This window comes from Streptomyces venezuelae (assembly GCF_008642275.1).
GTDB lineage: Bacteria > Actinomycetota > Actinomycetes > Streptomycetales > Streptomycetaceae > Streptomyces > Streptomyces venezuelae_E.
The window spans coordinates 6,006,732-6,028,972 of record NZ_CP029189.1 but is presented as its reverse complement, the minus strand read 5'-3'; the positions used below and the strand labels follow the sequence as shown (position 1 = coordinate 6,028,972).

The window sequence follows — 22,241 nt, the reverse complement described above, 5'->3', positions numbered from 1 at the left end:
GGAGAAGGCCGGCCCGACGGGGCCCGGCTCAAGCCCACGGCATGACGCGGGCGTTGGAAGTCTAAGGAGATTTTAAGAATCTCTCCTCATGGCCAATGTCACCCATGAACAAGACGGCGTTTCATGCCGCCAATCGGGCATCTGGCCTTCACATTCCTCTCACAAGCCGTTGACAAATTTGCAGATTAGAAGGAACTGTGCCCCCTGACTTCTGTTCATCAACCGCTCACAGCGAGGACCTCCGCCTTGAGGCCTGCATTGCATTCACGTCACTTCGGACCAGGGGGGTCCGGCAGACGCCGAACCCTGGGCGCGCTCACCGTTCCGCTGGCCGGCGCCGCCGTATTCGCCCTGGGGGCAGGTCTGTTGACCGCCCCTCCCGCGTTCGCCGCCGAAGCCCGTGGCCATGGACCTGCCGATACGTCATGGCCCGCCCCGCCGACCCGCCCCGCCTCCGCGCAGAACACCGCGATCGACACCGCCAAGGCCAAGGCCAAGAGCAGCGGCAAGCGGGTCCTCATCGACTCCCTGACGACCGCCAGTTCTCAGACGTTCGCCACTCCCGACGGGACGTTCACCACGGAGACCGCGCTGGAACCGGAGAGAGTGAAGAACTCTTCCGGGGCCTGGCAGAAGGTCGACGCCACCCTTCGGACCGAGGCCGACGGCACCGTGGCTCCGACAGCGGTCCCCTCACGGCTCAGCTTCTCCGGCGGCGGAACCGGTCCGATGGCGACCATGACGAGCGCCGACGGCAAGAAGCTCGCCCTCAAGGCACCCTTCCCGCTGCCCAAGCCCGCCCTCGACGGTGACAGCGCCCTGTACCCGTCCGTCCTGCCGGGCGTGGACCTCGAACTCACCGCCACCCCCGTCGGCGGCTGGCGCCAGGTACTGATCGTCCGTACCCCCGAGGCCGCCGCCGATCCCGCCCTCAAGAAGCTGCGGTTCCCCGTCGAGGCCGACGGTCTGACGGTGAGCGCCGACGGAGCCGGCAACCTCAAGGCTGCGGACGCCCAGGGCAACGCCCGCTTCAGCGCCCCGACCCCGGTCATGTGGGACTCGGCCCGCTCGGGCGCGAAGCCGGTGAGCGCCTTCGCCAAGCAGTCCGCGCCGGCCGGGGAGATTCCGCTGGCCCCCTCGGTCGTGTCGAGCCCCGACGGCCCCGGCCAGGGCGCCGCGGTGAAGCCGATCGCCACGGCCGTCGACGGCGGCGGCATTCAGCTCGTGCCCGACACCACCCTGCTCGGTCAGGGCACCGGCCCGTGGTACATCGATCCGGGCTGGAACCCGACCCTCAACAACGCCAACCAGGCCTGGGCCCAGGTCCAGGAGGCGTACCCGGACACGAACGAGTTCAACGGGACGCAGTACGGGCAGGACAAGCCCGCGGCCGGCTACTGCGGCTACTTCGTGGGCAACCCCCGGTGCGAGGGCATCGGCAGGACCCGCGCCTACTTCCAGATCGGCGTCGACACGCGGCTCCACGGCGCCGAGATCCTCAGCGCGCGGTTCGAGGCGAATGTGGTCTCCTCCTCAAGCCCGAGCACGCCGACCCCGATGGGTCTGTACTCCACCAGGGCGATCGGCAACCCGACCAGCTGGAAGGAGCAGCCGTGCGACAAGGACTCGCACATGGGCGGCTGTGAGAAGGTCGCCGAGATCACCATGTCCGGGTCAGGCGGCGTCGCCTTCGACGTCAAGAACCTGGTGAAGAACGCCGCCCAGTACAAGTGGCCCACCATCACGGTGGGTCTCGCTCCCAACAACGAGACCGAGAAGCTGTACCGCCAGCGGTTCGACAACACCCCGCGCATCGTCGTCGAGTACGACATCCAGCCCACGGTCTGGTGGCCTCGCACCCGGCCCACCCCCGGTTTCGCGGACACCGCTTCCTACGCCGACTGCAGCACTCCCGGCACCACCAACCCCTGGGACAACCCGGGTTGGGTGGGCGCGAACAACAACGTCACCCTGACCACGGCCACCTACTCGGCCACCGGGCAGCAGCTCTGGGGAGGCTTCCAGTACTGGGACGACGACGACGGGGGCAAGACCTACTACGGCGACACGGGCTGGAACGGCAGCTACGGTGATGCCACCGTCGACATCGGCGCGCTGACCGACGGCCACCAGTACGGCTGGGTGGCCCGTGCCACGGACGGCACGCTCACCAGCAACCCGACCGACATGTGCTTCTTCCGCGTCGACCGCACCCCGCCGACCGCGGCCGTCACCTCCGCGGACTTCCCCGCCTCCGGCACCATCGGAGCCCACCCCAAGCGCGCCGGCGAGGAGGGCACCTTCACCCTCACCGGTACCGACCCGGCCCCGGCGACCGGCACCCGGACCTCCGGTCTGGCCTGCGCCCGCTGGACGACGGACCCCGTCAAGGCGGCCGCCACCGGCTGGAAGTGCACCGACCCCGGCGTGATCAAGATGACCGGCGGCAGCGCCTCCGTGAAGATCACACCGCCGCAGTGGGGCACCAACTACGTCTACCTCCAGACGCAGGACAACGCGGGCAACATGTCCCAGCCGTTCGTCTACAGCTTCTACGCGCCGTCGAACCCCGACGGGAGCAAGCCCGCGTTCGGCGACGTCAACAACGACCGCAAGCCCGACGTCCTGCTCCCCGACACCGCCGGGAACCTCCGCACGATCGCGGGCGGCCAGGACCCCTACGCCGCGCCCAACGCGGTCATCAACGCGGCCCCCGGCAACTCCGCCAACTGGAACAACATCCAGATCAGCCACCGGGGCAGCCTGGGCAGCAAGGTCGTCGACGACCTCTTCGCCCATGAGCCCGGCAAGGCGAACCTCTACCTCTACACCAACGACAACAGCGGCCGGTTCGACGGACAGGCGCCCAACCCGGTCGCGAAGCCGGCCACCTGTACCACCCCCGCCGGTGCCACGATCGACTGCGCGGCACACGGCTACGGAACCACCAACTGGGCCCAGGTGACCCAGATCGCGGCGTTCGGTTCGACCACTGGTGACTCGGGTCCCGTCCCGCAGAGCCTGCCCCGTACGTCCCTGCTGTTCGTCGAGAACGGACGGCTGTGGCTGAGCACCGCGGGTACCACCAACGCGCTCTCCCCGCAGGCGATCCTCCTGTCCGCCAACGACACCAAGTGGGCCGGCTACGAGCTCATCACGCCCGGCCGCGCCCAGGGGACCGACTTCCCGACCCTGTGGGCCCGTTCCAAGGCCGACGGCACTCTCCACGCCTTCTCGGTCAAGGGCACCGCGCAGGCCCCGGACCTCACCGGCTTCACCGACCCGGCGGCCGGCCTGATCTCCGGCAAGATCGATCCGAAGACCTACCCCCGCGTCGGCTCCGACGGCGACCTGACCGGTGACGGCATCCCCGACCTGTGGACCGTCGACACCAACCAGCAGCTGGTCGGCTTCAACGGCGCGGGCAACGCCACCCCGTTCCCGTCCGTCACCGGGGTCGGCACGACGCCGATCGTCCTGGGCAACCTCAACATGCCCAAGGCCCAGTGGAAGCTGACCGGACAGACCGGCACCACCACTCCCAGCGCCGTCGGCAACTTCCCTGCCACGACGACCAACGTCACTTTCCCCGGCACCCCGGAGAACATCGGCGGCCGCAGCTCGACCTACGCCGCCTTCCGTGACGCGGGCGACGCGTACGCCAGTACCACCGGCTCTGTGATCGACACCCGCAAGAGCTTCACGATCAGCACGTGGGCGAAGGCCAACGAGCTCGGCAGGGTCGTCCTCAGCCAGGACCTCAATCGCAGCAGCTCGCTGCTCCTGTTCGCCAACCATCAGAAGAAGGTGTGGAAGTTCGCGCTGGCCAACGCCGACGCGGACGCCTGGCCGTACGACGAGACCAACGACGAAGGCAGCCTCGGCGCCGTCTCCCTGAACACCTGGACCCAGCTCACCGCCGTCTACGACCACACCACGGGCCTGATGCGCCTGTACGTCAACGGCACCCTGGCAGCCACCGGTCACCACAAAGCGTCCACCAGCCCGGCGCCGATCGGCGCCTTCCAGCTGGGCCGCTACAAGTATGAAGGGGCCTACTCCGCCCACTTCAAGGGCGGCATCAGCAACCTGGCCGTCTATCCCTACGCCGCTCCCGTCACCGCCCCGCAGGTGGCCGGGCCGATCCAGCTGACCCAGTCCGCCGCCAACTGCGTGGACAACGACTACAACCGCCTGGAGGACGGCAACAAGATCCAGATCGCGGGCTGCAACGGCACTCCCGCCCAGCAGTTCCAGATCCACAACGACGGCACCATCCGCAACCAGGGCATGTGCCTGAACGCGGCCAACGGCGGTGTCGTCAACAGCACTCCCATCGAGCTCCGCACCTGTGACGGCAGCGCCGGGAGCCAGCAGTTCCTGCCCCGGGCCGACGGCGGCATCTACCACCCCGCCTCCGGCCGCTGCCTCGACCTCGCCAACTTGAACACCACCCCCGGCACCCGGCTCGCGCTCTGGGACTGCAATCCCAGTCCGGCTCAGCGCTGGACCGTTCCGATCCTCGGTACGGCGCCCCTCCCCGTTCCCGCTCCGTAGTCACCCGTCGCACCGCGCAGAGGCCGTCTTTCCGTTCGGGGAGGCGGCCTCCGTCGTGGACACCCCCTAGCTCCCGGCGGGGTGCCGTGTCCCGGAAGCGGCGGTTCGTCACCTGAAGCAGTGAAATCACCCTTGTCCCACCAGCACCAGGGGTAGGGCACTGCTGATCTCGTGCGGGGGCCGGGCCGGAACCGGGTCCCCGTACCCATGGACGAAAGGCCGAGCCCGTCGTGACGCAGCCGTTTCAACTGCCGGATTTCTACGTGCCCTATCCGGCACGACTGAACCCCCACCTGGAGGACGCGCGGGCCCACACCAAGCGGTGGGCGCGCGCCTTCGGGATGCTGGAGGGTTCCGGTGTCTGGGAGGAGAGCGACCTCGACTCGCACGACTACGCGCTGCTCTGCTCGTACACCCACCCCGACTGCGACCGGGACGCGCTGGCGCTGGTCACCGACTGGTACGTGTGGGTGTTCTTCTTCGACGACCACTTCCTGGAGATGTTCAAGCGCTCGCAGGACCGCGACGGCGCCAAGCGGTATCTCGACCGGCTCGCCGCCTTCATGCCCATGGACCTGTCCGCCGGCTTCCCCGAGCCCACCAACCCGGTGGAGGCCGGGCTCGCGGACCTCTGGGCGCGGACCGTCCCCGCGATGTCCGCGGACTGGCGGGAACGGTTCGCCTTGTCCACGAAGAACCTCCTCGACGAGTCCATGTGGGAGCTCGCCAACATCAACATCGGGCGCGTGGCGAACCCGCTGGAGTACATCGAGATGCGGCGCAAGGTGGGCGGCGCCCCCTGGTCGGCCGGCCTGATCGAGTACGTCTGCGCCGAGGTCCCCGCGCGCGTCGCGCACTCGCGCCCGCTCGCCGTGCTGCGTGACGCCTTCGCCGACGCCGTGCACATCAGGAACGACATCTTCTCCTACCAGCGCGAGGTCGCCGACGAGGGCGAACTCTCCAATGCCGTGCTGGTGTTGGAGACCTTCCTGGGCTGCACCACCCAGGAGGCAGCCGAGGCCTCCAACGACCTGCTCACCTCCCGCCTCCAGCAGTTCGAGCAGACCGCGCTCGTCGAGCTCCCGCAGCTCTTCGCGGACCACGCGCTGGATCCGGCGGAGATCGCGGCCGTCCTCGCCTACACGAAGGGCCTGCAGGACTGGCAGTCGGGCGGCCACGAGTGGCACATGGTCTCCAGCCGCTACATGAACAAGGAGGCCAGGCCCACCGCCCCGGCGACCCTGCCCTTCATGCCGTCCGGCCCGGGCACCGGCTCGCTCGACCTGCGGTCCGTGTTCACCCGGCGCTCGTTGGAGCTGCGACGCCGTTCCTTCACCCACGTGCCCTTCGAGCACACCGGCCCGTCCGTCGTCCCGGACATCTACATGCCGCACCGGCTGGCCCTCAGCCCGCATCTGGCCCACGCGCGCGAGGAGTCCGTGGCCTGGTCCCGCCGGATGGGTCTGCTCGACCCGCAGCCCGGCGACCCCGGTTCGGCGATCTGGACCGAGGAACGGCTGCGGGGCTTCGACTTCGCGCTCTGCTCGGCCGGGATCGACCCCGACGCGACGCCGGAGCAGCTGGCCCTCAACGCCTGCTGGCTGACCTGGGGGACGTACGGGGACGACTACTACCCGGTGGTCTTCGCCCAGGGCAGGAACCTTCCGGCAGCCAAGGCGACCACCGCCCGCCTGATCGCCGTGCTCACGGACGACCACGCCGGACAGCCCGAGCCGGTGACCGCGATGGAGCGCGCGCTCGGCGACCTGTGGGTGCGCACCACCGCCACCATGTCCGCCGCGCAGCGCGCCGAGTTCCGGGCGACCGTGGTGAGCATGCTGGAGAGCTGGCTGTGGGAGGTGGCCAACCAGATCCAGAACCGCATCCCGGACCCGGTGGACTACGCCGAGATGCGCCGCCGCACCTTCGGCAGCCACCTCACGATGTACCTGTGCAGGCTCGGGCACCAGGGCCGCGGCATCCCCGAGGAGATCTACGCCTCCGGGACCATCCGTTCCCTGGAGAACGCGGTCGCGGACGCCGCCTGCCTGATCAACGACATCTACTCCTACCAGAAGGAGGTGCAGGTCGAGGGCGAGGTCCACAACTACATCCTGGTCACCCGGAACTTCTTCGACATCGGATACCCGCAGGCCCTGCACATCTGCCACGAGCTGATGACGCGGCGGACCGAGGAGTTCGAGCACATCGTGGCGAGCCAGCTGCCGCTGCTGTACGACGACTGGAAGCTCGGCCGGCAGGCCCGGCAGGCCCTGGACGCGTACGTGGGCGAGCTGAAGGACTGGCACGCGGGCATCCTCAACTGGCATCAGCAGATCCGCCGTTACCGCCCGGAGGACCTGCAGGCGCCGCCCGACCGGCTGTCCACGGCCGTCCTGGGGCCCGGCTTCGGCATGTCCGCCGCCCGGATCTCACTGCCCGCCTGATCGCGTCGGCGGGGGCGGACGGCCCGCCCGCCCCCGCCGCAGCCGCGGCCGTGCCGTGCCGTGCCGTCAGAACTCGTCGCCCGTGTGCGGCAGCAGCGGCGTCCGCAGGGCCGCGTCCAGCGCCGCCGCCGCGCCGGGCGTGTGCTCCCGTACGAGCCCGGCGGCGACGAGTTCCGCGACCCGGGTCCCGCCGAGGTAGCAGGCCGCCAGTTCGGTCACGTCCAGGGCCAGGTCGGCGGCGGAGTCCGCGTGCTCGTACGTGGCGCCGCCCGGCCCGGCCCGCAGCCGGAACCGCCCGGCGTTGGCGGGCATCCGCACGTCGTGCACCTCCAGCACCACTTCCACCGGCGCCGCCCAGGACCGCCGCGTCAGCGCGGTGCCCACGTCGACCAGGCGCAGCCAGAGCGCGGGGAACTGGGCGGTGATCCGCACCTGGTCCCGGTCCGCGGCGAAGTGCAGCAGCGGGTCGTCGACCGGACGGCCCCACGCGCTGACCCTTCCGGTCAGGTCCAGGGAGGCCACGCACTCCCACAGCGCGGCGGCGACCGCCGGGGTGTCGGCCTCCAGCTCGTCGACCCGGACCAGGCCCGGCGCGCCCGGCACCCGGGCGGTACCGGCGCCGCCCTCCGGCTTCGTCCGGTAGAGCACGTACCCGGCGATCGGCTGGTCCGGCTCTCCGAGGACGATGATCCGCGGCGGGCTCAGTTCCTCGTCCTCCTCGTCCTGTTCGGTCAGCCACTCCTCGGACCAGCGCTCCGCGCTGCGGGTGGGGCGGCCGGCCCGTGCGGCCCGGGCCGCCTCGTGGAAGGGGCCGACGACGGCGACGGCCTCCTCGGGGTCGACGAGCCTCAGCGGGCGCCGGTCCGGGTCGATGCGCAGGGCCAGCGGGCGGGTGGAGTCGATCTCGATGGTGACGGCGGTGGTGGCGCTGCCGTAGCCGAAGCGGCCGTAGATCGCGGCCTCGGAGGCCCAGAGGGCGGCGAGCGGGCTGCCCGCGGCGGCGGTCCGCCGCAGCATCTCGTCCATCAGGGCCGTGAGCACGCCGCGCCGGCGGTGGGTGGGGGCGACGCCGACGAAGGTGAGCCCGGGGCAGGGCAGGTCCGCCCCGGGCACCGAAAGCCGGAAGTCGTAGGCGGCCATGAAGCCGGCCAGGACCGTGCCGTCGTAGGCGCCGATCCGGTCGCACCGCGCGAGCAGGGCGTGGTGTCTCTCCCGGGCCTCCTTCTCGGGCCGGTCGTGGAAGACCAGGTACGCGAGCTCCAGAGCGCGGTCGATGTCGGACTCGGGTACCTCGCGGATGTCCACCATGATCGCGAGATTAATCGGTCATCGCGGACCGGTCATCCCATAGTGGCCGCCGGTCATGGGTTTCCGGTCGCTCCGGCGGGCGAGTGGTACGACGGGCTGCGGTGCGGGACGGCCCGGCAGGAGCGGCGGGCCGTACGATCCAGGTCGACGCGCGGCACGGTCCGGCCACGCCGCCGCCGTGTCCCGGGCGTCCGCCCACCCGCGTCCGCCCCGCCCCGTGCCCGAGAGAGGGAGCAGCCGCCATGGCCCGACTGCACTCCTACACCACCCGCGTGACCTGGACCGGAAACCTCGGCACCGGCACGAGTCACTACCGCGCCTACTCGCGGGCCCACGAGGTGGCCGCCGGGGAACTGCCGGTGATTCTCGGCAGCTCCGACCCGACCTTCCACGGAGACGCCTCCCGCTGGAACCCCGAGCAACTGCTGCTCGCCGCCCTGTCCCAGTGCCACATGCTCTCCTACCTGCACTTCTGCACGCTGGGCGGCGTGGTGGTCACCTCGTACGTCGACGAGGCGGCCGGGACGATGGGCACGGCCGGGGACAGCGGGCAGTTCACGGAGGCCGTGGTGCGCCCCCGGATCACCGTCGGCGACGCGTCGATGGTGGACGCGGCGATCGCACTGCACGAGGAGGCCCACCGGGCCTGCTTCATCGCCAATTCGGTGAACTTCCCCGTCCGGTACGAGCCGACCGTGACGGTGGGCTGAGCGTCCGGGCCGACCCGGTCCCGCCGCTCCCCGCCCCGGCCGGTCGGTCGGTCAGGGCACCCGGTCGACATGGACTACCGGGCGGCGGGACCGCTCCAGCCGGCCGGGACGTGGCCGAGCCGGACGCGCTGCGGATGGTCCCCGACGGGGACCGACACCCGCTTGGCGCCGGTGGCGAAGTCGATGGCCGTGACCCGGTCGGCGCCGCTCTCGGAGATCACGCAGGCGCTGCCGTCGCCGGAGACCGTGGCCCAGTACGGCTTGGCGGCGGGCACGAGCGGGCCTTCGGCGAGAGTGGCCCGGTCCACGACGGTCGCGTAGTCGTCCATAGTTCCCGCGATGCAGAGCTTGGCTCCGTCGGGGCTCATCGACATCCCGTGGTGGCGCGAGTCGTTGACCCAGGTGGTGCGGTCGGTGCTGGTCGCCGGGTTCATCGGGAGGGTCTTGAGGCGGGTGATCCGGTCGGAGGGGACGTCGTACTCCAGGAAGCCGTTGAAGAAGGACACCTGGAAGTAGAGCTTCGACTCGTCGGGGCTGAAGGACACCGGGCGTACGGCGTCGGACAGGTCGCGGCGGCCGAAGGCGTCCAGCCGCTCCCGCATGTCGATCACCCGGACCGTGCGGAAGGTCTGCGCGTCGACCACGGTGATCTTGCGGTCGCCCTTGGTCCAGTCCAGCCAGGGCGCGTCCAGGGCGGTGTTCACCTCGCCGATGGAGCTGTTCCACAGGAAGCGGCCGTCGCGGGTGAAGGTGTTCTCGTGCGGTTTGTCCCCGGTGCCGAAGGAGCCGACCTGCCGCCCGGTGGTGATGTCCAGGACGTGCACGGTGTTGGAGGTGGAGGCCGAGACGGCGACGCGGGTCCCGTCCGGCGAGACCGCCATGTGGTCGGAGCGGTACCCGGACACCGGGAAGCGCCAGTTGACGCGTCCGGAGGCCAGGTCGATGGACACGACGTCGGCGAAGCTGGGGCGGGAGACGACGACCGCGGAGCCGTCCGGGGTGGTGTACATGTCGTCGACGAACTGGTCGTGCCCCTCGCCCGCGCTCTCCCGGATGCCGAGGAAGAAGGCGAGCTTGACGGGGTTGAGGTAGATCTCGCGCAGCCGCTCCGCCTTGTCGGGGACCACGTTGATCCGGCCGACCGCGGCGAGATCGCCGGTGGAGACGAGGACGTCGGCGGTCCCCTCCCAGTTGTTCCCGACGAAGAGGACCTCGCGCAGTTCCCCGGCCGGAGCGGCCGAAGCGGCCGGGGACGCGGGCCCGGCCGGGGGCGGGGTGAAGGCGGTGAGCAGGGTGGCCGCGGCCAGCAGGCCCAGGGTTCGCACGGTACGCAACATCCGCTCAACTCCGGTACGGGGAAGGGATGGAGAGGGTGCCTCCGATTACCGGCGGGTAAGCTAGGGGGAACGGCGAAAGGGCGCAACCCCTACGGGGCACGCCCTTTTTTCACGTTCGGCCGTCACGCCTTCAGGCGACGGAACCGATCCGGTCGAGGATCGTGTGCGAGACGTCCGGGTGGATCGGGATGTGCGCGCCGGTCAGGGCCGCGCCGGTGCCGCCGCGGCGGTTCGCGACGATCTCGGCGGCGATGGACAGCGCGGTCTCCTCCGGGGAGCGGGCGCCGAGGTCCAGGCCGATCGGGGAGCGCAGCCGGGCCAGTTCGAGCTCGGTCACGCCGACCTCGCGCAACCGCTCGTTGCGGTCCTCGTGGGTGCGGCGCGAGCCCATGGCTCCGACGTAGGCGACGGGCAGCCTGAGGGCCAGTTCGAGGAGCGGGACGTCGAACTTGGCGTCGTGGGTGAGCACGCACAGGACGGTCCGGCTGTCGACGAGGCCCGCCGAGGACTGCTCCTCCAGGTAGCGGTGGGGCCAGCCGACGATGATCTCGTCGGCTTCCGGGAAGCGGGTCTTCGTGGCGAAGACGGGCCGCGCGTCGGCCACGGTCACCCGGTAGCCGAGGAACTTGCCGATCCGCACGAGGGCGGAGGCGAAGTCGATGGCGCCGAAGACGATCATCCGCGGGGGCGGGACGCTGGATTCGACGAGCACCCTCAGCGGCTCTCCGCAGAGCCTTCCGTCGGCGCCGATCTCCAGCACGCCGGTCCGGCCGGCGTCGAGCATGGCGCGGGCCTCCTCGGCGATGGTGCGGTCCAGCTCGGGGTGCCCGCCGAAGCCGCCCTGGTGGGCGCCTTCGGTACGGACGAACACGGCGCGGCCCATGAGCTCGGCCGGGCCCTGCGCGATCCGGGCCACCGCCCCGGCCTCGCCACGGGCGGCGGCGGCCAGGCCGGCCGCGAAGACCTCCCGTACGGGAGAACCCACGCGGACCGGGGTGACCAGGATGTCGATGATTCCGCCGCAGGTCAGGCCTACGGCGAAGGCATCGTCGTCGCTGTACCCGAAGCGCTCGTGGACGGTCTCGCCGTCCACGAGCGCCTGCCGGCACAGCTCGTACACCGCACCTTCCACGCATCCGCCGGAGACCGAGCCGATGGCCGTGCCCTCGCTGTCGACGGCGAGAGCGGCCCCGGGCTGCCGGGGCGCGCTGCCGCCGACCGCCACGACGGTGGCGACGGCGAAGTCACGCCCCTGCTCGACCCACCGGTTCAGCTCTTCGGCGATGTCCAGCATGGGAGGCCTCCTCGGAGGTTCGGTTCCAGTATCGGATACGCGCGTCGGTTGCGCGGATCGGATGCGTGGAGGTGCGGTCACGTGTTGATCAGATGGTTCCGGGTCAGCCGACCCCGAGCCAGTGCTCGATCGGGTTCAGGGCGAAGAACACCAGGAAGATCGCGGTCAGTGCCCACATGAAGCCGCCGATCTCCCGGGCCTTGCCCTGAGCGATCTTGATGGCGACGTAGGAGATCACACCGGCGGCGACACCGGCCGTGATCGAGTACGTGAAGGGCATGATCACGACGGTCAGGAAGACCGGGATCGCGGTCGCGCTGTCCGCCCAGTCCACGTGGCGGGCGTTCTGCATCATCATCGCGCCGATGACGACCAGGGCCGCGGAGGCGACCTCACCCGGGACGATCTGCGTGAGCGGGGTGAAGAAGAGGCAGGCGGCGAAGAACAGGCCGGTGACCACGGAGGCGAGGCCCGTACGGGCACCCTCGCCGACGCCGGTCGCGGACTCGACGAACACGGTCTGGCCGGAGCCGCCCGCGACGCCACCGATGGCGCCACCGGCGCCGTCGATGAAGAGCGCCTTGGACAGGCCCGGCATGCGGCCCTTGTCGTCGGCCAGCTTGGCCTCGGTACCGACACCGATGATGGTGGCCATGGCGTCGAAGAAGCCGGCGAGCACCAGCGTGAAGACGATCATGCCGACCGTCATGTAGCCGACGTCGCCCCAGCCGCCGAAGGAGACGTCACCGAAGAGCGAGAAGTTCGGCATCGAGACCGCGGAGCCGTCCAGCTCCGGCGGGCCGTTCTTCCAGGCCTTCGGGTCGATGTCCACGATGGCGTTGAGGATCGCGGCCAGGACGGTACCGCCGACGATGCCGATCAGGATCGCGCCGGGCACCTTGCGGGCCTGGAGCATGAAGATGGCGACCAGGGTGATGCAGAAGAGCAGCACGGGCCAGCCGGACAGCTCACCGACCGCACCCAGCTGGACGGGGGGACCGAACTCCGGGCCCTTGCCGACGAAGCCGGCCTTGACGAAGCCGATCAGGGCGACGAAGAGACCGATGCCCATGGTGATGGCGTGCTTGAGCGCGAGGGGGATCGCGTTCATGATCATCTCTCGGAGGCCGGTGACGACCAGGAGACAGATCACGACACCGTAGACCACACACATGCCCATGGCCTGCGGCCAGGTCATCTGGGGGGCCACCTGCGAGGCCAGCACGCCGGACACGGAGAGACCGGCGGCGAGGGCGAGCGGCACCTTGCCGACGAAGCCCATGAGGAGCGTCGTGACGGCGGCGGCGAACGCGGTGGCGGTGATGATCGCCGACCCGTCCATCACCGTGCCGGCGACGTCCTTGCCCGACAGGAGCAGGGGGTTGAGCAGCAGGATGTACGCCATGGCCATGAAGGTCGTGATACCGCCACGGACCTCGTTGCCGACGTTGGACCCTCTGTGCGTTATGTGGAAATAGCGGTCGAGCCAGGACCGTCCGGCGGGCGGCTGAGAGCCGTCGCCGGCCTCCTCCGCGGTGGTCTTGGGCTCTACTGACGACTGGGTCATGGTGCCTAACTCCCAAGGTTCAAAGGGGCACCCGCTTGGAGATTGGAGACGCGGGATTTGGGATGCTGCGTTGGCTGCACGACCCGGGGTGACGGCCCGAGGCGACGCGAATGTTCACTGCGTGTACTGCGGGTAGTGCGGGGGTGACCGCTGGTACTACGGGGGTTCTTGCAGGGGTACTGCCAGGTGAAGGGACCGCGAGCGGTGCGGTGCTTCGTGGTTCCTCCGGGCGGTATGCGGTGAAGTGTGACGTTCCCACGCACACCGCCCGGAGAGTCTGAGGGGGTCCGGGAGCCTCGCGGCCCCCGGACCACGCCGTCCTAGAGGGTCCCGGTAAGGGCTTCCGGACGGATCGGCGTCTTGTTGATCTCAAGACCCGTCGCCTGCCGGATCGCCGCGATGACGGCCGGCGTGGACGAGAGGGTCGGGGCCTCGCCCATACCGCGCAGGCCGTAGGGGGCCTTCGGGTCGGCGAGCTCCAGGACGTCGACCGGGATGGTCGGGGTGTCGAGGATGGTCGGGATCAGGTAGTCCGTGAAGGAGGGGTTGCGCACCTTCGCGGTCTTCGGGTCCACGATGATCTCTTCCATGATCGCGACGCCCAGGCCCTGGGTGGTACCACCCTGGATCTGGCCGACCACGGAAAGCATGTTGAGGGCCTTGCCGACGTCCTGCGCGGTCGCCAGCTCGACGACCTTGACCAGGCCGAGCTCGGTGTCCACCTCGACGACCGCTCGGTGCGCGGCGAAGGTGTACTGGACGTGGCCGTTGCCCTGGCCGGTGACCAGGTCGAAGGGCTCGGTCGGCGCGTGCCGGAACTCGAGTTCGAGGTCGATGGCCTCGTCGCCCAGGATGTCGGCGATGTCCGCGAGGACCTCGCCGCCGTCGGTGACGACCTTGCCGCCTTCGAGGAGCAGCTCGGCCGTGGCCCACGCCGGATGGTACGAGCCGTTCTTGCGTCGGCCGATCTCCAGCAGGGCCTCGCGGACGGCCTCGCAGGTGTTCTTCACCGCGCCGCCGGTCATGTACGTCTGCCGGGAGGCGGACGTGGAACCGGCGGAGCCGACCTGCGTGTCGGCCGGGTGGATGGTCACCTGCGTGACGCCCAGCTCGGTACGGGCGATCTGCGTGTGGACGGTGATACCGCCCTGGCCGACCTCCGCCATGGCCGTGTGGACCATCGCGACGGGCTCGCCGTTGATGACCTCCAGGCGCACGCGGGCGGTGGAGTAGTCGTCGAAGCCCTCGGAGAAGCCGACGTTCTTGATGCCGACCGCGTAGCCGACGCCGCGGACGACGCCCTCACCGTGGGTGGTGTTGGAGAGGCCGCCCGGCAGCGCGCGGACGTCCGCGCCCTCGCCGGCGGACTCCCACTGGCGCTCCGGCGGCAGCGGGCGGGCCTTGACCCGGCGCAGCAGCTCGGCGACCGGCGCCGGGGCGTCCACGACCTGGCCGGTGGGCATGACCGTGCCCTGCTCCATGGCGTTCAGCTGGCGGAACTCGACCGGGTCCATGCCCAGCTTCGCCGCGAGCTTGTCCATCTGGGCCTCGTAGGCGAAGCAGGCCTGGACGGCGCCGAAGCCGCGCATCGCGCCGCAGGGCGGGTTGTTCGTGTAGAGCGCGATCGCCTCGATGTCCACGTCCTCCAGGACGTAGGGACCCACCGAGAGGGAGGAGGCGTTGCCCACGACCGCCGGGGAGGCGGACGCGTACGCGCCGCCGTCCAGGACGATCTTGCACTTCATGTGCGTGAGCTTGCCGTCCTTGGTGGCGCCGTGCTCGTAGTAGAGCTTCGCCGGGTGGCGGTGCACGTGGCCGAAGAAGGACTCGAACCGGTTGTAGACGATCTTCACCGGCTTGTTCGTGGCCAGGGCCAGCAGGCAGGCGTGGATCTGCATCGAGATGTCCTCGCGGCCGCCGAAGGCACCGCCGACGCCCGACAGCGTCATGCGGACCTTCTCCTCGGGGAGACCGAGGACCGGGGCGATCTGCTTGAGGTCCGAGTGCAGCCACTGGGTGGCGACGTACAGCTCGACGCCGCCGTCCTCGGAGGGCACGGCCAGACCGGACTCCGGGCCGAGGAAGGCCTGGTCCTGCATGCCGAAGGTGTACTCGCCCTCGACGATGACGTCGGCGCGCTTGCGGGCCTCTTCCACGTTGCCGCGGATGATCGGCTGGCGGTGCACGATGTTCGGGTGCGGGACGTGGCCGATGTGGTGGTCGGTACGGCCCTCGTGGATCAGCGGCGCGTCCGCGGCGAGGGCGGAGGCCTCGTCGGTGACGAGCGGCAGCTCGCGGTAGTCGATCTTGATCTTGGCGGCCGCGCGGCGGGCGGTCTCGGGGTGGTCGGCGGCCACGAGGGCGACCGGCTCACCGTGGTGACGCACCCGGCCGTCGGCGAGCACCGGGGTGTCCTGGATCTCCAGGCCGTAGTTCTTCATCTCGGCCGGCAGGTCGTCGTACGTCAGCACCGAGTAGACGCCGGGCATGGCGAGGGCCTCGGAGACGTCGATGGAGACGATCTCGGCGTGGGCGACGGTGCTGCGCAGCGTCTGGCCCCAGAGCATGTCCTCGTGCCACATGTCCGAGGAGTACGCGAACTCGCCGGTGACCTTGAGGGTGCCGTCCGGGCGGAGAATCGATTCGCCGATGCCGCCCTTGGTGTGCTTCTGGGTGACGTTGGTCGGCGTACCGGCCGGCACGGTGCGGGTGTTGTGCGCCATGGTCAGACCGCCTCTCCCTGACGGGCGGCCGCGAGGCGGACCGCGTCGAGGATCTTCTCGTAGCCCGTGCAGCGGCAGAGATTGCCGGACAGGGCCTCACGGATGTCCTGGTCGGAGGGGGAGGAGTTCTCCTCCAGGAGCGCGTCCGCCTGGATCAGCAGGCCCGGGGTGCAGAAACCGCACTGGACGGCGCCGGCATCGATGAACGCCTGCTGGACGGTGGAGAGCGGAGCACCCTCACCGGTCTGCGAGTCGGCGGGCCTGGCCTGCCACTGCTTGGCGACGTCCAGGGACACGCCCTTGCTGCCGCAGCCGCCGCCGGTGCCGCAGGCACCGCCGTGCCCGTGCTCGTCGCGCTGCTTGGCGAACTCCGCCAGACCCTCGACGGTCACGACGTCGCGGCCCTCGACCTGACCGGCGGCCACCAGGCACGAACAGACCGGCACACCGTCGAGGCGGACGGTGCAGGAACCGCACTCGCCCTGCTCACAGGCGTTCTTGGAACCCGGCAGGCCCAGGCGCTCACGCAGGACGTAGAGAAGGGACTCGCCCTCCCACACGTCGTCGGCTTCCTGCTGACGGCCGTTGACCGTGAAATTGACGCGCATGATTACGCAGCCCCTTCAAGCGAGCGGCCGTTGCCGGTACCGCGGTACTGCTCCCAGGTCCAGACGAGCTGGCGGCGAGCCATGATGCCGACCGCGTGACGGCGGTACTTCGCCGTGCCGCGGACGTCGTCGATCGGGTTGGCCGCGCCGGAGGCGAGGTCACCGAACTGCTTGGCGATCGACGGGGTGATGACCTTGCCGGACTCCCAGAAGCCGCCCTCTTCGAGCGCGGCGTTCAGGAACTCCTCGGCGGCCTTCGCCCGGATCGGGGTCGGCGCGGCCGAACCGATGCCGGTACGGACCGTGCGGGTCTGCGGGTGCAGCGCCAGACCGAACGCGCACACCGCGATGACCATCGCGTTGCGGGAACCGACCTTGGAGTACTGCTGGGGGCCGTCCGCCTTCTTGATGTGAACGGACTTGATGAGCTCGTCCGCGGCGAGCGCGTTGCGCTTCACACCCGTGTAGAACGCGTCGATCGGGATGAGACGGGAGCCGCGTACGGACTCGACTTCGACCTCGGCACCCGCCGCGAGCAGTGCGGGGTGGGAGTCGCCGGCCGGCGAGGCACAACCGAGGTTGCCGCCGACACCGCCGCGGTTGCGGATCTGCGGGGACGCGACCGTGTGCGAGGCGAGCGCGAGACCCGGGAGCTCCGTGCGGAGGTTCTCCATGATCTGGGTGTAGGGGACGGAGGCGCCCAGACGGACCACGTCCTCGCCGACCTCCCACTCCCGCAGCAGACCGATGCGGTTCAGGTCCAGGAGGTATTCCGGCCGGCGGTGGTCGAAGTTGATCTCGACCATCACGTCGGTGCCACCGGCGATCGGCACGGCCGAGGGGAACGCCGCCTTGGCGGCGAGCGCCTCCTCCCAGCTGGCGGGGCGAAGGAAGTCCATGAGCGGCTCTCTTCTTCTTCATCGTGTCGTTTACTTCAAGCCAGGAGGCCCGAGAGTCCTCGACTGGTCGTTCACGTGCTGTTAACGCGGTGTGGACCCAGTACACAAGCCGCTCGCCCCCCGGTGCAGTCACTGAAACCATGAAGGAGTTGGCTGACGACCTCCCCCGTCTTGTAGATTCGTATGAAAGGCAGGATGCGACGACCTGCCCGATTTCCAACGGCAACATTCGAGACAGATCGGCGGCGACATCATGCGGCTGCGCGCACTGCTGGAAACCGAGGCGCTGGGGCTGCGGCTGCTCGGCGGCGAGGGTGAACTCGACCGGACGGTCCGCGGGGTCATGACGACCGACCTGAGGGATCCCAGCCGGTACCTGTCGGGGGGTGAACTCGTCCTGACCGGCCTGGCCTGGAGACGAAATTCAGCCGACTCCGAGCCATTCGTACGAATCCTGGCGAGCGCGGGCGTCGCCGGGCTCGCCGCGGGCGAGGCGGAGCTGCAGGCCATTCCCGATGATCTTGTTTCGGCCTGTGTGCGCAACCGGCTGCCGCTGTTCGCCGTGAACGAGGACGTTGCATTCGCCACGATCACCGAGTACGTCGTCAGGCAGGTCTCGGGCGAGCGCGCGGGAGACCTCGCGGCCGTCGTGGACCGCCACCGCCGGCTGATGACCTCGGGTCCGGCCGGCGGCGGCCCCGACGTGGTGCTCGATCTGCTCACCACCGACCTCGACCTCCGGGCCTGGGTGCTGTCCCCCACCGGCCGGCAGATCGCCGGGGCGGGTGAGCCGCTGGCGCCGGGCGTGTGCGCAGCACTGGCGGGCGAGCACCTTGCGGCGGTCCGGACGGGCCGCAGGGGGCCGCATCGGATCTCCATCCAGGGTATTACCTACTCGCTCTTCCCGATCAGGGGACACGGGCGCGGGGTCGCCGGTCCCGGGGCCCGTGACGTGCGCGAGACCGTGCTCTCGGACTGGCTGCTGGCCGTCGAGGCGGACGCCGGCGACTGGCCCGCCGAGCGCCTGGACCTGCTCCAGGGCGTCACCCAGCTGATCGCGGTGGAGCGGGACCGGCGCGACGCGGCCCGCACCGTGCGGCGCCGTCTCGCACAGGAGGTCCTCGAACTGGTCCAGACGGGTGCCCCGCCCGCCGAGATCGCCGCCCGCCTGCGGGTCGCGGCCCCGGTGCTGCTGCCCGGGCTGGGCGCCGCCCCGCACTGGCAGGTCGTCGTGGCCCGGGTGGACTGGGAGGGCATGGACATCCCCGGCGGCCCGGTGGCCCAGTCGCTGCTGGAGGAGATCCTCGTCGACCCGTCCGTCTCGGGGCCCGAACCCTCGGACCGGATCGCGGTGGCCCATGCGGGTGACGAGGCCATCGCCCTGGTCCCGCTGCCCTCGCTCGCCGGGGACGCCGGGGAGGACAAGGGTCCGGATTCGGCCCTGCACGCCGACGAGCTGCTCGCGGCCGTACGGGACCCGCTGGCCGCCGGTCTGGCCGACGACGGCCGGCTCACGCTGGGCGTCAGCGCGGCCGTGCACTCCGCCGAGGGGCTGCGCGGGGCACTGGAGGAGGCCCGGCACGCCCGCCGGGTGGCCGCGGCACGCCCGGGCCGGGTCTGTGCGGCGGGCCATCACGAGCTGGCCTCGCACGTGCTGCTGCTGCCGTTCGTCCCGGACGACGTCCGCCGCGCCTTCACGGCCCGGCTGCTGGACCCGCTGCGGGACTACGACCGGCGCCACCGCGCGGAGCTGATCCCGACGCTGGAGGCGTTCCTGGACTGCGACGGTTCGTGGACCCGCTGCGCGACGCGGCTGCACCTGCACGTCAACACGCTGCGCTACCGCGTCGGACGGATCGAGCAGTTGACGGCGCGGGACCTGTCCCGGCTGGAGGACAAGCTCGACTTCTTCCTGGCACTGCGGATGAGCTGAGAAGATCCGCCCCGCGGCCGCAGGGGTTCGGCCACGGGGCGGCTGATGATCCGTCCGGACTTTGTGAAAAGCTTCACCCAACCCCTTGGCCGATGCCGTGCATCCGTGCTCTCATTTCGCCCCAGGGCTCAATGATGTGCTGCTTGCTTGCTTTGGGGAGGGCAATGTGGCGGACACCGCCATGTCGGGTGCCGGAACAAGCGGAGGAGACGACCCCCTCCAGCGGGCGATATGGCGGCTGCGCTCGCGCGGCTGTTGGACCGATGCGGCAGCGCTGCTGACGCCGCACATCGGCAGGGCCGGCAGCGCCGGAGCCGCCGTGCAGCGGACCGCACTGCTGGTGGAGCGGTGCCTGTTCACCGGGCAGGGCTGGGCCGAGGCCGAGGACGCGCTGCGGGTCGCCGAGGCGGTGTCCCAGGACGACGACGACCGGGGCGCGGCCGCGTGCGAACGGGGCCAGCTGGCGTACGCCGCCACCGTGCTCGGCGTACGCGACCGGGCCGACGAGGCCCGCTCCGCGCTGGGCCGGGCCGCGGCCCTGCTGTCCCCGGAGTCCCGGACCCGCCCGCTGCTGGACTTCCGGCGCGGGCTCGTCGCGGAGCACCTGGCGGACGCCCCGCAGTCGGCCCGGCCGGCGTACCACCGGGCCCACGAGGGGGCCCAGGCGCACGGGGACACCCTGCTGCTGTCCTTCACCTGGCGGCATCTGGCCGCGCTGGCCCTGCGGGACGGGGAGGTGGCCGAGGCCCGCAAGGGCTTCGCGGAGTCCCTGCGCATCCGGGAGGACCTGGGGTTCCTGATCGGCACGGCCCCGGCGCTGGCGGCGCTGGCCGAGGCAGAACCGGAACCGGAGGCCACCCGGCTCCGCGCCGAGGCCCGCCGCCTGTTCCATCTGCTGGGCGGCATCCCCACCTGGCTGGCGGACCAGCTCCACCACGCGGACCCGACCCCTTCGCCAGCGGCGTAGCTTCCGGCCCCCCGCGCCGACGGCAGCTCCAGCCCCGCCGACGCGTGAGGTGCGGGGCCCAGGCGGCACCGCGGCCTCCACCCCCGCCGGCGCGTGAGGCACGGGGCCCGGGGCGGCACCCCCGCCTCCAGCCCCGCCGGCGTTTGAGGCGCGGGGGCCGGGGCGGCGCCCCGGTCAGGCGGGGGAGCCTGCGAAGTGTTCGCGGACCAGGGCTTCCACCACCGGCAGGTCCCGCGCGATCAGCGCTTCCAGCAGCGCCGAGTGCTCCGCCGCATCGGCGACGAGGTCGGCCCGCCGGACCCGCGGAGCGCCCGGCAGGGGCCACTGCGCCCGGCGGTGGAGCTCCTCCGCGACCTGCACCAGCTGGTCGTTGCCGGCCAGCCGCAGCACCGCCCGGTGGAAGTCCCGGTCCGCCTCCGCGTACCCGGGCAGGTCACCGGCGGCCGCGGCCTCGACCGTCGCCTCCGCGGCCGGGCGCAGGGCCTCCCAGGCCTCCGGGGGCTCCGTACGGGCCAGCCGGAGCATCACCGGGACCTCCAGCAGTGCGCGTACCTCGGCCAGCTCGGCGCTCTCCCGGGGCGTGCGGGCGAGCACCCGGAAGCCCCGGTTGGGCAGGCACTCCACCGCGCCTTCCACGGCCAGCTGCTGCATCGCCTCGCGCACGGGGGTCGCGGAGACACCGAAGCGCTCCCCCAGGGCCGGACCCGAGTAGATCTCCCCCGGCACCAGGTCCCCGTCGATCAGGGCCGCGCGCAGCGCGTCGAGCACCTGGCCTCGCACCGAATGGCGCAACACCTTCCGCCTTTGTGCCGGTACCCGGGCGCGGGCCGTCTCGTGCACTCGGTCCTCCTCCGGATTTCGACCTCTCCCGAGAATAAGTGACGTCGTACGCGTCGGTAGGGTACGGATCGCTCCAGATCGAGTAAGGTAAGGCTTACCTGTTAACGATCGTGTGATTCTGTGATTCGGTGGCCCGCCATGACCGTCACGACCTTCCCGGCCGTCACATCCGCCCCGCCCGGCTCTGCGGTGACGGATGCGTACGCCAGGCTGGCCGAGGCGTACGGCGGACTGCGGGTGATCGAGCGAACCGCTGACGAGCCCCTCCCCCGCGGTGCGGGATGGGTCGGCGCGGACGAGCTCGCCGCCGGCGGACCGGCCCTGGACGCCTTCCTCGCCTGGGACAACGCCCAGGTCCTGAGGGACTACGGAACCCAGGCCCGGCCCGATGTGATCGCGGGCTTCGGGCTGCACCGGTACGCGTGGCCGGCCTGCCTGCTGATCACCCTCCCGTGGTTCCTGCACCGGCGGGTCCCGCGGTTCCCGGTCGCCGACGTGGCCTTCCACCGGACCCTCGGCCGTCTCAGCGTGCGCGTCGGGGAGTTCGCCTGCCTGCCGGACGATCCGGCGGCCGCACTCCCGGGGGCCCGTGTCGTGCCCGACGAGGAGGCGCTGCGCGCGGAGGTGCGGGCTGCGGTGGCCCAGCACCTCGGACCGCTGCTGGAAGGTTTCGGCCCGCGCATGCGGCGCGGCCGCCGCGCCCTGTGGGGCATGGTGACCGACGAGGTCGTCGAGAGCCTCTGGTACCTCGGCAACCTGCTCGGCGAGGAGGAGCGGGCCATGGCCGAGCTGGAGGCCCTCCTGCCGGGATCCACGGCCCCCTACACCGGGGGCGCCGGGTTCCGTACGCTCACCGGACCCGCCGGCGAGGAGCTGCCCACCCGGGACCGGGCCGGGTGCTGCTTCTTCTACACCATCCGCCCCGAGGACACCTGTGTCACCTGCCCCCGGACCTGTGACGCCGACCGCATCACCCGCCTCGTGGCGACCGCCGCCTGAACCCACCCCGTACGACTGACTGTATTCGAACGCAACTCAGGCCACACGGGCT

Annotated in this window: 14 protein-coding genes; 6 read left to right on the top strand and 8 right to left on the bottom strand. The window is 70.9% G+C overall.

Going from position 1 to position 22,241, the window contains the following annotated elements; all coding sequences use genetic code 11:
- Positions 1 to 366: 366 nt before the first annotated feature.
- Both DEJ51_RS35625 and DEJ51_RS26745 read left to right on the top strand, forming a co-directional pair.
- Positions 367 to 4,557, top strand: coding sequence for a ricin-type beta-trefoil lectin domain protein (locus DEJ51_RS35625; RefSeq protein WP_150260146.1), 4,191 nt, complete (start codon positions 367 to 369; stop codon positions 4,555 to 4,557).
- 230 nt (positions 4,558 to 4,787) lie between these two features.
- Positions 4,788 to 7,004 (top strand): terpene synthase family protein, encoded by a 2,217-nt coding sequence (locus DEJ51_RS26745; protein WP_150260145.1) that lies wholly within the window; start codon positions 4,788 to 4,790, stop codon positions 7,002 to 7,004.
- A 66-nt stretch (positions 7,005 to 7,070) separates the two neighbouring features.
- Here DEJ51_RS26745 and DEJ51_RS26740 read toward each other — a convergent pair whose 3' ends face one another.
- Complete coding sequence (locus DEJ51_RS26740; protein WP_150260144.1) at positions 7,071 to 8,312, bottom strand: GNAT family N-acetyltransferase; 1,242 nt, start codon at positions 8,310 to 8,312, stop codon at positions 7,071 to 7,073.
- 242 nt (positions 8,313 to 8,554) lie between these two features.
- Here DEJ51_RS26740 and DEJ51_RS26735 point away from each other — a divergent pair, with 242 nt between their 5' ends.
- Entirely contained in the window at positions 8,555 to 9,022 is a 468-nt protein-coding gene (locus tag DEJ51_RS26735) for an OsmC family protein (RefSeq protein ID WP_150260143.1), read from the top strand.
- 74 nt (positions 9,023 to 9,096) lie between these two features.
- Here the strand turns inward: DEJ51_RS26735 and DEJ51_RS26730 are convergent, their stop codons facing one another.
- The 6 genes from DEJ51_RS26730 to DEJ51_RS26705 form a co-directional block, all read right to left on the bottom strand.
- Positions 9,097 to 10,359: a YncE family protein gene (locus DEJ51_RS26730; RefSeq protein ID WP_150260142.1), complete on the bottom strand. Its 1,263-nt coding sequence runs from the start codon at positions 10,357 to 10,359 to the stop codon at positions 9,097 to 9,099.
- Between the two features lie 130 nt (positions 10,360 to 10,489).
- Positions 10,490 to 11,653, bottom strand: a complete 1,164-nt coding sequence (locus DEJ51_RS26725; RefSeq protein ID WP_150260141.1) for an XdhC family protein — start codon at positions 11,651 to 11,653, stop codon at positions 10,490 to 10,492.
- 103 nt (positions 11,654 to 11,756) lie between these two features.
- On the bottom strand, positions 11,757 to 13,220 hold the full coding sequence (locus DEJ51_RS26720) for an NCS2 family permease (protein WP_150260140.1): 1,464 nt from the start codon (positions 13,218 to 13,220) through the stop codon (positions 11,757 to 11,759).
- A gap of 320 nt (positions 13,221 to 13,540) precedes the next feature.
- A complete protein-coding gene (pucD, locus tag DEJ51_RS26715) occupies positions 13,541 to 15,943 on the bottom strand; it encodes a xanthine dehydrogenase subunit D (protein ID WP_150260139.1) in 2,403 nt (800 codons plus the stop codon).
- A gap of 2 nt (positions 15,944 to 15,945) precedes the next feature.
- The gene (locus DEJ51_RS26710) at positions 15,946 to 16,551 is read right to left on the bottom strand and encodes a (2Fe-2S)-binding protein (RefSeq protein ID WP_150260138.1); all 606 of its coding nucleotides are present in this window, start codon (positions 16,549 to 16,551) and stop codon (positions 15,946 to 15,948) included.
- A gap of 2 nt (positions 16,552 to 16,553) precedes the next feature.
- On the bottom strand, positions 16,554 to 17,450 hold the full coding sequence (locus DEJ51_RS26705) for an FAD binding domain-containing protein (protein WP_150260137.1): 897 nt from the start codon (positions 17,448 to 17,450) through the stop codon (positions 16,554 to 16,556).
- Between the two features lie 253 nt (positions 17,451 to 17,703).
- On the opposite strand from DEJ51_RS26705, the gene DEJ51_RS26700 reads away from it, so the two are divergent.
- Together DEJ51_RS26700 and DEJ51_RS26695 are read left to right on the top strand one after the other, a co-directional pair.
- Complete coding sequence (locus tag DEJ51_RS26700; protein WP_150260136.1) at positions 17,704 to 19,383, top strand: PucR family transcriptional regulator; 1,680 nt, start codon at positions 17,704 to 17,706, stop codon at positions 19,381 to 19,383.
- Positions 19,384 to 19,564: 181 nt separating this feature from the next.
- Complete coding sequence (locus tag DEJ51_RS26695; protein ID WP_190621010.1) at positions 19,565 to 20,350, top strand: hypothetical protein; 786 nt, start codon at positions 19,565 to 19,567, stop codon at positions 20,348 to 20,350.
- Positions 20,351 to 20,524: 174 nt separating this feature from the next.
- On the opposite strand, the gene DEJ51_RS26690 is transcribed toward DEJ51_RS26695, so the two are convergent.
- Positions 20,525 to 21,190: a GntR family transcriptional regulator gene (locus DEJ51_RS26690; protein WP_223835974.1), complete on the bottom strand. Its 666-nt coding sequence runs from the start codon at positions 21,188 to 21,190 to the stop codon at positions 20,525 to 20,527.
- Between the two features lie 138 nt (positions 21,191 to 21,328).
- On the opposite strand from DEJ51_RS26690, the gene DEJ51_RS26685 reads away from it, so the two are divergent.
- Positions 21,329 to 22,189 carry a (2Fe-2S)-binding protein gene (locus tag DEJ51_RS26685; protein ID WP_150260134.1) on the top strand — a complete coding sequence of 287 codons (861 nt, stop codon included), beginning with the start codon at positions 21,329 to 21,331 and terminating at the stop codon, positions 22,187 to 22,189.
- The last annotated feature ends 52 nt before the right edge of the window (positions 22,190 to 22,241 follow it).